Source organism: Tenacibaculum haliotis, assembly GCF_025215075.1.
In the GTDB taxonomy this organism is placed as follows: Bacteria; Bacteroidota; Bacteroidia; order Flavobacteriales; family Flavobacteriaceae; genus Polaribacter; species Polaribacter haliotis_B.
Genome location: NZ_JAOBTH010000009.1, coordinates 1 through 7,723, shown reverse-complemented (window position 1 = coordinate 7,723; position 7,723 = coordinate 1). Strand labels below are relative to the sequence as shown.

Sequence of the window (7,723 nt, the reverse complement as noted above, 5' to 3'; positions counted from 1 at the left end):
AATAAAAGTGCTATAGGAACCATCGTAGAACGTAAAACAAGGTTCACTTTAATATTAAAATTAAACTCCAAAAAAGCAGATGAAGTTGCTGATGTATTTTCTAAAATGTTAAATCAATTAAACGCTAAATTTAAAAAATNACCCATATTCTTCTTGGGAAAGAGGCACTAACGAAAATACGAATGGACTCATTAGAAGATACCTTCCTAAAGGAACAAACTTTAATGAAATAAGCGAAAATCAGCTGCAAATTATTCAGCAAAAACTAAACAATAGACCTCGAAAAATTATTGGTTATAAAACACCCCAAGAAATGATCAATATTGAGCTAAAAAACGTAGCTTAGTAACATCAAAAATTAATAACGATTTGTTGCGTTACAACGTTGAATCCAAGCGCAACTCAATATATTATTTTGTGAAATTATGGAAATCCGTAATTATAATTAAAATTTTAAACGGAAATTATACACCTAAAAAAAAGTGAAATGAAAATAAAATTACTTGTATTAACTTTTGGAATGTTAACTTTTTTAAGTTGTTCTGATGGAGAAACTAAAAAACAATTATCCGAATTAAAAATAGAACTTGAAAAAACTAAATCCGAGTTGAATACTTGTTCGGCTGAATTGACCGAAATCAAGAATACAGCAGAAAATAGATTCATTAGAGCAAAAAAGTTATTATCTGACAAAAATCTGAATGGAGCCAAATCTGAATTTCAAGGAATAGTTGAGAATTTCAAAGGAACAATTGACGCTAAAACTGCATCAAGAGAAATAACAAAAATTGATAATACAATTAAACGAAGAAAACTCGAAGAGGAAAGAAAAAAAGCACTTGGTTTCAAAATTTTAAAGCCAACTTCAAGTGTGAAATTTGGAGGTTTAACTTTAAAATTCACAAAAATATGGACAGGAAAGAGATGGTCATTTGATGATTATGGAAGTGAATATCGATTAAGAGATGCACAAAGAGGAAATAAACACGTTTTAGCAAGAGTTTCGATTTCATCTACAAATAACAACCCTTCACTTCCACCAGTTTTAGTTTATCAAATGAATGATGGAGAATTAACTCGTTTGGGAACATTAGAATATGAATTTAGAAGATGGAAAGATTATGGAACTTATTTAGGAAATAATGCAGATTACGGAAATGATTTTGCACATTCAAAGACAATTCCATTTAATCTTGGTCTTCAACTTTCAAATAAAAAACTTGTTGGAAAATCAATTTATATAGTTATGAAAAAAACAGGATGTTTTAATAGAACAAAAAAGAATTACGGAAATCCTGAAATTGAATATCAAAAAGGTAGTTGCAATCCAAAATACACGTTAAAAGTTGAAGATTTTGACAGCGAATATGTGTTGTTGAAAAAAATATAAAACGTATGCTAACACCGTGTATAATTAATGGCTGGTTCTCGCCTACTTACGAAAATCCTCGCGGATTTTCTATTCAGTTTTTATTTGCTAAATTAGGTGCTTAAAACACGCCACTAATCATACACAAACACGTTGGGTGTAAGCTAAAACGAACTGCTGAAAAATGAATGAAAATTCGATTAATGAAATTCTAACTCTAAACAATTCTTATAAAAATTGGAGAATCAAAGAAACAAAAAAGAAATTTTTACTTTCTATGAATCTATTGGAGAATTTTTCTTCGGTTTATGAAATTGAATTGAACAAATTACCATACAGATTAAATCTTCTTGACGATTTATCAACTAATGAAAATGCACATAGTAAATTCTTAATAAGACTTTTACAATATCAACCTGCTCTAATAAATTTTTTAAAATTCATAAACACTAAAAATAAACATCATTTTTCATTCGACATTAATATTATAAATAAACCAATATTAACTTATGAAAAAATGAGAATTGACGGTTTAATTAGAGAGAATAATAAATATGCAATTATTATAGAAAACAAAATACATAATGCAATTGAACAAGAACATCAAATTGGAAGATATATAGAAAAATGTAAGTCAATAGGATTTAAAAAAGAACAAATATTTGTACTTTATTTAACAAAAACTGAAAAAGATAATCATTCAGAGCAAACTTGGGGAGAAGAATATAATTTATCAGATTTTGAAACAAGATATTCTAAAATATCATACAAATCAACAATACTTCCTTGGCTTGAAAGCTACTTGAAAGTTTTGTCTAAAAAAGAAGAATTAATAAAAAGTGCTATTATACAATACATTGACCATTTAAAACATTTTTTTAATAAGAAAGAAATATACTTAAATATGAACAAAGAACTACAATCTTTTTTATCTACAGAGTTAGAACTGAATACAGATAATATTGAGAATATTGAAGTTATTAGTAAGAAAATTGATGAAATTAGCGAACTAAAAGAGCAACTTGAAAAACTGGAAAGAACTTCAAAGGAAATGTTATTTAAAGAGTGGAAAAATAAGTTAGATGAACGTTTTAATTTTGAGGAAAATCAGAAATTTAACCAATCTAAAGATTCATTTATAAAAACAGGAGTTATTTTACATTACAAAAAAAAACCTTTCTCTGTTTTAATCGAACATAATTTTAAATCAACATACATTGGAATTGGAAGGCATTTTGCAAGTGAAACTTTGGATTCTGAAATTAAAGGACTTTTAGACCTTATAGTTAGTAAAGAATCTTTGAAAGAAGAATATCCTTGGTGGTATGGTTGGAAATACAGTTCACTTAATGATGGTTATTCAGATTTTGAAAACTTATTAAAGTTAATAATTGAAAAAATAAATTCGGAAAAATAAGCCTACACCCAACACCGTGTAAAATTAATTGCTGGTTTTAGCCAATTTACGAAAGTCCTCGCGGACTTTCTTTGTTCGTGTTTTATTTACTAACTTTAGTGCTTAAAACACGCAACTAATCTTACACAAACACGTTGTGTGTAATACCCACTCAAACTCAAAAAAAAACCGAAAAAACCGAAAAAAAATTAATGGAAAACTTAAAAATTGACGCTGAAATAAGCAATTTGAAAAAGATATTAGCAGACGATGAAAAATTTTACCAAATTCCAGATTACCAAAGACCATATTCTTGGGACAAAGAAAATATTTCCGATTTAATAGACGATTTAGTAAGTGCTTTTAAGAGAAATAATAATGAAAATTACTTTTGTGGTTCTATCGTATTAGTAGAAAATAATGAGCATAAAAGATTTGATGTAATTGACGGACAGCAAAGGATTACAACTTTTACGATAATTGCTTGTGTTTTTAGAGATTTATACAAAGATATTTTAGGGAAAAAAGCCCTGAAATATATATCAAATTCAATTCAAGATGAATATGAAGAAAGTAAACGAAAATTACGCTTTCTAACTAACGAAAAATATCAAGTTGACTTTGAATCGGATGTTTTAAAAGAAATAAACTTTATAGACTTTAAGAATATTGAAAGAGAACTTAAATCAAAAAAATATTTAGCAAATGCTCACTATGTGAATTTATTTTTTACAGAAAAAGTACGAACTGAAGAAGTGAATGTTGAGGATTTCATAATTTGGTTTTATGAAAATGTTGTTCTTGCTGTAATAACTTGCCCATCACAAGATAGTGCAATTCAAATTTTTAATGTGCTAAATGATAGAGGAATGCCATTAAGTTCAATTGATATTTTAAAATCATCTTTAATGGTAAGATTATCCAGTAAAGAAGATATGACTGCTTTTAAATCTAAATGGGAGAATATTATTTCTAATTTAAAATTTGCAGAATTAGATATAGATAGCATGCTGAACACTTATTTATATTACAAATTGGCTTCAAACCCAAAAAACAGATTAGATAAAGAACTTTTAGATATTTTCAAAAAAGAAGGAAAAGACTCACTTGAAATAATAAAAGAAATAAGCGACTTTTCAGATGCTTACATTGAACTTTATAGTTTGCAAAATAAATACATTTTTTGTTTAAAGTATTTAAGGCATAAAATTTATTGGAATGCAATAATCACAACTGCACTTTTTGAAAACTATCAAGATATTCAAGAATTAACAAGGTTATTAGTTGCATATTATTATCAAAATTGGGTTGCAGGAAAAACAGTTGCGAGAATTAAACAAACCTCGTTTAATCTTTTAAAATTAATAAAGAGTAACTCACCTATTGAGAAAATAAAAGAGGAATTAAAATCTAATTTGGAATATTACGGAACTACTAAATCATTTATAGAAGAGTTACAAAGTTCATATGTATATGGCAGAAGATGGGACAGAGCAATTTTACTTTTAGTTGAGTACTTTTCAACAGACAATAATAAAGAAAATTTTATTCCTTTAAGTGCAAACTTACATTTAGAGCATATTTTACCTCAAACTTTGAACGAAGACTGGTCTAAAATATTTACAGAAGAAGAAACTGAAAATTGGACAAATTCATTGGCAAACCTTACGCTTTTATCATTAAGAAAAAACGTACAAGCACAAAACTATAATTTTAACGAAAAGAAAAACGCTTACGCAAATATTGACAATGTAATTTCTTCATTTGTAATAACACAAGACATTATGAAAGAAAACGAATGGAATGTAGAATCTTTAGAGAGAAGAAAGGAAAATTTAATAAACAGAATTTACGAAAAAACATTAGTGCTGTAAAAAGTACTACACACAACAACGTATAAAAAAAATTGCTGGTTTTAGCCTACTTACGAAAGTCCTCACGGACTTTCTTGGTTAGTGTTTTTTTGCTAACTTTAGTGCTTAAACCACGCAACTTTTCTTATACAAAACCGTTGTGTGCAATTAGAGCGACACTTCAAAATCCGAACAAACCGAGACAAAACCGAATTTTAAACCCAAAACGAAAGTAAATATGAAAAATTATCAATGCAAAAAATGTAAAACTCTACTTCAATCAAATTCTCGACCAAGTGCTTTAAAGTGTCCAAGTGGTAGTTCTCATCAATGGCACGATATGGGACAAGTTGGTTCAACAACTTTTCAATGTCAAAAATGTGCAACAGTCGTTCAATCAAAAAGCAGACCTTCAGCATTAAACTGTCCTTCAAATGGTTCTCATAATTGGAACAGACTTTAAAGAATGAAAAAAAGACCGAATTTATTTGATTACGCAACTTCCGAACTTTCTCAAGACGCATTTTTAACTTGGCTAATTCAATGGGCAGACGAAGATTATAAAGATTTAGATAATTCCTTAAATTCTTGTGCGAAAACATTTGTGCGAGAATTATTGGGAGAAAACTCAACTTATGAAATTAAATCAGTTGAGGCTGGACGACAATGGAATAATATTGACGTTTGGGCTTTAGTCAATGAACAATATTTTATCGTTATTGAAGATAAAAAAGGAACTAAAGAACATTCTGACCAATTAAATAGATATTCTGAAATTGCAGAAAGTCACTATAAAACTTCTGACATTAAAGTAAAACTTGTTTACTTTAAAATGGAAGAACAAGGAAAGTATAGTAACATCAAAGATGCAGGATTTTCGATTTTTAAAAGGACTAAAATGCTCGAAATCTTAAACAAGTATTTTGAGAAAACCGATTTAGAAAAACAGAACGATATAATTTCAGATTATTTTAAAAACCTAAAAACTTTAGACAACAAAATAAACAGTTACAAAACAAAACCAATTAACGAATGGTATTGGTTTTCGTGGCAAGGTTTTTATTCGGAATTACAAAAACAAATTGGCGGAAATTGGGAATATGTTTCAAATGCTGCTGGTGGATTTTTAGGTTTTTGGTGGCATTGGAAATACACAAAATTAGACGGAAAAGAATTTGAATATTATTTACAAATCGAACAAGGTAGATTAGTTTTCAAACTTTTTGCTTATAAGGAAAATCAAAGACGAGAAATTCGAGATTTTTATCGCAGAATCTTGTACAAAAATGCAGAAAATCTAAATATTGGAATTTCTCAATTTGGCAGAATTGGAGCATATATGGGAGTTGCAAAACTGAACTCTGAATTTAGGGTTACTGACAATAATGGAATACTTGACTTTCAAGCAACTGTTGAGAATTTGAGAAAAATTATGGAATTAATAAACGAAACCGAAAAAGAAATAACTGCACACAACAACGTATAAAATTAATTGCTTGGTTTTAGCCTACTTACGAAAATCCTTGCGGATTTTCTATTCAGTTTTTATTTGCTAAATTTAGTGCTTAACCACGCAACTAATCTTATACAAAACCGTTGGCAACAATAAAAATTAACTTGAAAAAAAAGTATTCTTTCAAGTTTGGTAATTAAAAGTCAAAACTTACATTTGAACAAAAAAACAAATGGAATACACAGAAAAATTTAAAGAATTTGTAAATAATGGAATTACTGAAAAATATTTTGTAGGAACAGGGAATCCTAATTCAAAGATATTATTTGTTGGAAAAGAATCAGCGATTACAAAAGATGATACTAATGGAAGAAATCTATATAAACAAAACGCAAAACAATGGAAAAATCATATCGATAATGGAACTTGTGAAGTTTTAAGTTATCCAGTAAATGAAGATCATCAGTTTAGGAAAGAAAGAAGCTGGGGAAAAAACACTTGGAGTAAGTATCAAAAACTTAAAGACATTATATATAAAAGTGAAACTAGGAATCATATTGATTTCCTTGAAAAAGTTTTTACAACAGAGATTAACGATGCTCCAGAAAAAACCACATCACAAGCGGATAAAAGCAGATTAAATGAAAGGAAAAAGCTGTTTAAAGAATCTTTATTCATCCAAGATTTTCCTGTGATTGTATTAGCATGTTCAGATTATATAAAAAACAGTGATGAAAATAGAGAAATTGACAATGTTTTCGAAGTAACTTTTGATAATCATCACCTAAATAAATATTCTTTTTCTAAAGGAAACTGGTTCTTTACCCATCATAATGAAGATAAATCAAAATTAGTTATTCATACTAGACAATTAAGTTCAGATGTGAATAATAAAATGTTAAAAGAAATGGGAGAAATAATAAGAGAACATTTAGAAAAATTAAATTTATTTGAATAAAAAAATACTGTTGCCAACACCGTGTATAATTAATTGCTTGGTTATAGACTACTTACGAAAGTCCTCGCAGACTTTCTATTCGGTTTTTATTTGCTAAATTACGTGCTTAAACCACGCAACTAATCATACACAAACACGTTAGGTTTCATTAACGTAAAATCGTTAAAAATCAAACTTTTAGTTTTTAAAGTGAATTTTTACAATGGCGGAAAAATTCTCAGAAAAGCTAAATTGGAATTTAATTAGAACTCAAAAAAAATAGCTTGAACAATTTAGGTATTTAAGCTAATTTTTATAAATCAGAATAATTCAAGTTTTGAATTATTCCCTAAAATAGAAATCTAAAACTGGAGAGTTTTGAGATCAAAGTCATCTTTTTACAAATTTTGAGAAATTCTAAACAGCTCTGAGAAAATTGAGAACCTTGAAAGTTTTGAAAAAATTTGAAAACTGAGTAGAATACCAAAACGTGAAAATCAAAACAGCGGAATTAGAATCTTTGCGGAAATAGTAATTGAAAATTAAAATAGAACGGAAAAACCTATAAAACGAAAACCTMACACCGTGCATAATTCATTAAGGTGGAATTTCCTTGCGGAATTTCCTCGCACTTTTATTATCTTTCGTTCAAATTCGGAAAAGTGCTGCGCTCTTTTCCTTAACAAATCATGCACAAACACGTTGTGTGTAATTA

General features: G+C 28.2%; 6 protein-coding genes and 1 pseudogene. All 7 read left to right on the top strand.

What is annotated here, in order from left to right:
• Positions 1 to 346 (top strand): annotated as a pseudogene (locus N2251_RS14045) (transposase); the annotation flags it as partial.
• 141 nt (positions 347 to 487) lie between these two features.
• Positions 488 to 1,390 (top strand): pyst-b family protein, encoded by a 903-nt coding sequence (locus N2251_RS00165; protein WP_260584652.1) that lies wholly within the window; start codon positions 488 to 490, stop codon positions 1,388 to 1,390.
• Between the two features lie 163 nt (positions 1,391 to 1,553).
• On the top strand, positions 1,554 to 2,786 hold the full coding sequence (locus N2251_RS00160) for a PDDEXK-like family protein (RefSeq protein ID WP_260584651.1): 1,233 nt from the start codon (positions 1,554 to 1,556) through the stop codon (positions 2,784 to 2,786).
• A 191-nt stretch (positions 2,787 to 2,977) separates the two neighbouring features.
• On the top strand, positions 2,978 to 4,639 hold the full coding sequence (locus N2251_RS00155) for a DUF262 domain-containing protein (protein WP_260584650.1): 1,662 nt from the start codon (positions 2,978 to 2,980) through the stop codon (positions 4,637 to 4,639).
• Positions 4,640 to 4,958: 319 nt separating this feature from the next.
• Positions 4,959 to 5,081 (top strand): hypothetical protein, encoded by a 123-nt coding sequence (locus N2251_RS00150; RefSeq protein WP_260584649.1) that lies wholly within the window; start codon positions 4,959 to 4,961, stop codon positions 5,079 to 5,081.
• A 3-nt stretch (positions 5,082 to 5,084) separates the two neighbouring features.
• Complete coding sequence (locus N2251_RS00145) at positions 5,085 to 6,104, top strand: PD-(D/E)XK nuclease family protein (protein ID WP_260584648.1); 1,020 nt, start codon at positions 5,085 to 5,087, stop codon at positions 6,102 to 6,104.
• 199 nt (positions 6,105 to 6,303) lie between these two features.
• A complete protein-coding gene (locus tag N2251_RS00140) occupies positions 6,304 to 7,029 on the top strand; it encodes a hypothetical protein (RefSeq protein ID WP_260584647.1) in 726 nt (241 codons plus the stop codon).
• Positions 7,030 to 7,723 lie beyond the last annotated feature (694 nt).

Coding starts and splice junctions, on each gene's coding strand:
- N2251_RS00165 (WP_260584652.1), top strand. CDS start 488: ATGAAAATAAAATTACTTGTATTAACTTTTGGAATGTTAACTTTTTTA.
- N2251_RS00160 (WP_260584651.1), top strand. CDS start 1,554: ATGAATGAAAATTCGATTAATGAAATTCTAACTCTAAACAATTCTTAT.
- N2251_RS00155 (WP_260584650.1), top strand. CDS start 2,978: ATGGAAAACTTAAAAATTGACGCTGAAATAAGCAATTTGAAAAAGATA.
- N2251_RS00150 (WP_260584649.1), top strand. CDS start 4,959: ATGGGACAAGTTGGTTCAACAACTTTTCAATGTCAAAAATGTGCAACA.
- N2251_RS00145 (WP_260584648.1), top strand. CDS start 5,085: ATGAAAAAAAGACCGAATTTATTTGATTACGCAACTTCCGAACTTTCT.
- N2251_RS00140 (WP_260584647.1), top strand. CDS start 6,304: ATGGAATACACAGAAAAATTTAAAGAATTTGTAAATAATGGAATTACT.